The organism is Kitasatospora nipponensis (assembly GCF_039528135.1).
GTDB classification, from domain to species: domain Bacteria; phylum Actinomycetota; class Actinomycetes; order Streptomycetales; family Streptomycetaceae; genus Kitasatospora; species Kitasatospora nipponensis.
Genome location: NZ_BAAALF010000429.1, coordinates 1 through 1,672, shown reverse-complemented (window position 1 = coordinate 1,672; position 1,672 = coordinate 1). Strand labels below are relative to the sequence as shown.

2 protein-coding genes are annotated in these 1,672 nt (G+C 64.4%); both read right to left on the bottom strand.

What is annotated here, in order from left to right; all coding sequences use genetic code 11:
- Positions 1-696 (bottom strand): helix-turn-helix domain-containing protein (locus tag ABD323_RS40910; protein WP_344447182.1); only part of this gene is annotated, 696 nt, incomplete at its 3' end.
- Between the two features lie 71 nt (positions 697-767).
- Positions 768-1,475, bottom strand: coding sequence for a TnsA-like heteromeric transposase endonuclease subunit (locus ABD323_RS40905; RefSeq protein ID WP_344447181.1), 708 nt, complete (start codon positions 1,473-1,475; stop codon positions 768-770).
- Positions 1,476-1,672: the final 197 nt, after the last annotated feature.

Here is a 1,672-nt window from a genome sequence, read left to right as displayed (position 1 = left end):
CGGGCCCCCCGGCCGACCGGCAATGTCCCGATTGCGCTTCGTGCTCAGCCGGAACAGCGGATGGCGTCGCTCCAGCTCCTCCATCAGCCGAAACGCCGTCGCCCGACTCGGCTGCGGCACCACTCCCTCACCGAACCGCGCAATCACCCGGGCCCGGGTCCGCTCGATCACCATCGTCCGCGACGGACGCGACCGGTCGATGTGCTCGACCATCACCTCCACCGCGGTCTCCACCCACCGGTCATCGACCGAGGTCTGTGACCGCTCCGAACGCGTCCTCCTCGGTGCAAGGCCGGCCTCGCCATGCTGGAGAAATCCAGCGACCCAGCGCTCGATGGTGCGGGCCGTCACGCCAAGTTCCGCAGCTTTGGCAGCCTTCCTCGCTTCCATCGGCACTGCCGTGGCGTAGGCGGCCTTCGGTTCGTCGTCGCCCGCCAACTCCCCGCTGCCGGAGCGGTAGCCGGTCAGTACCTCGCGGACGTGCCCAGCTCGCTCCAGGACTTTCTGTCTCTCCTCCGCATCGAGTTGCCCAAGGACCACGGAGGCGATCTCGCCTTCGTCATCTGCGGCCGGTCCCGGGCCATCAGGACTGATCGCGGCACGGTCAGAGAACAGCAACTCCTTGAGCGACAGCCGCAGAAGCCGCCCGTGACCATCCTTCAGGACGACTTCATTACCCGCTGTGGTCGCGGCCATCTCCACCACCTCGACGGATTCCCCGTCGTAGCGGAAGCGCGTACCAACTCCGACTCGGGTCGCCGCCCTGCTCACGCTGACCTCCGCAGGATGCGCGAAGGGCCGAGAGGCTGGTCGAGATCGGTGACGAAAGTCTGCTTCCAGAGCAAATGGTAGAGAGTGGAACGGACTTGAGGTTCCGGATGATCCGGCAGACACCTCATGGCTTGTCCAAGAGGAAGCCCGTCAAGATCCGCTTCCCGCAGCGCTTCCAAAATCTCGGGCTTGAACAGCCAGTCCCTGCGGTAGCCCGCGAGGAACCGGATGTTCTCCAGCTCTGCGGCCGGAGGCTCGCTCCAGACCTCGTACTCCCATCCCCGGGATTCCACCGCCCTCCGAGTCCAGTCGAAGGTGAACGCCACCTCCGGCTTGGACAACCGCTGCAACGGCTTGACGTCGACAACCACCGGCACCGGCCCGGTGAGCAGAAGATAGTCCGGGATGTGCCGACGCGTCTTCCCCTCCAGCACCGTCTGCAGCAGAAAGGGCTGGGCCACAACAGCGCGTACAGACGGATCAAAATCGGCGAAGAGCAGACGCGACAACTCAAGCCGTGACTCGTAGATCACGTGATCGCGCATCGTCCCCGACCAGTAGGTGCCCGAGTAGTGCTTCTGGTCCCTGTACCAGCGGAACGTCCGCCACGGATGAGCTATCTGCAGCGACGCCGGCGCCACAGACGCCCATGAGCACTCTTCAATCCCGCCACCGTGCCCACGAAAGCTGACAGTCGCTTCCATCCCCGCTCCCGAGTTGGAGTTGCCCCTCGACAGCACGATGCTCCCGCCCAACATGCTGACGGGAGCACAGCAGCAACACTCACTCGAACGAGGTACGGCAGCGACCTGCGAATCTCAGACCGGTGTCGGATCCGACTTCGATCCGACACCGATCATGAGATTCCGACACGAAATTTGAGACCCTACAGGTCAGGTCA

Bases quoted from the DNA above. Each gene is read 5' to 3' on its own strand.
- ABD323_RS40905 (WP_344447181.1), bottom strand. From the start codon at position 1,475: ATGGAAGCGACTGTCAGCTTTCGTGGGCACGGTGGCGGGATTGAAGAG.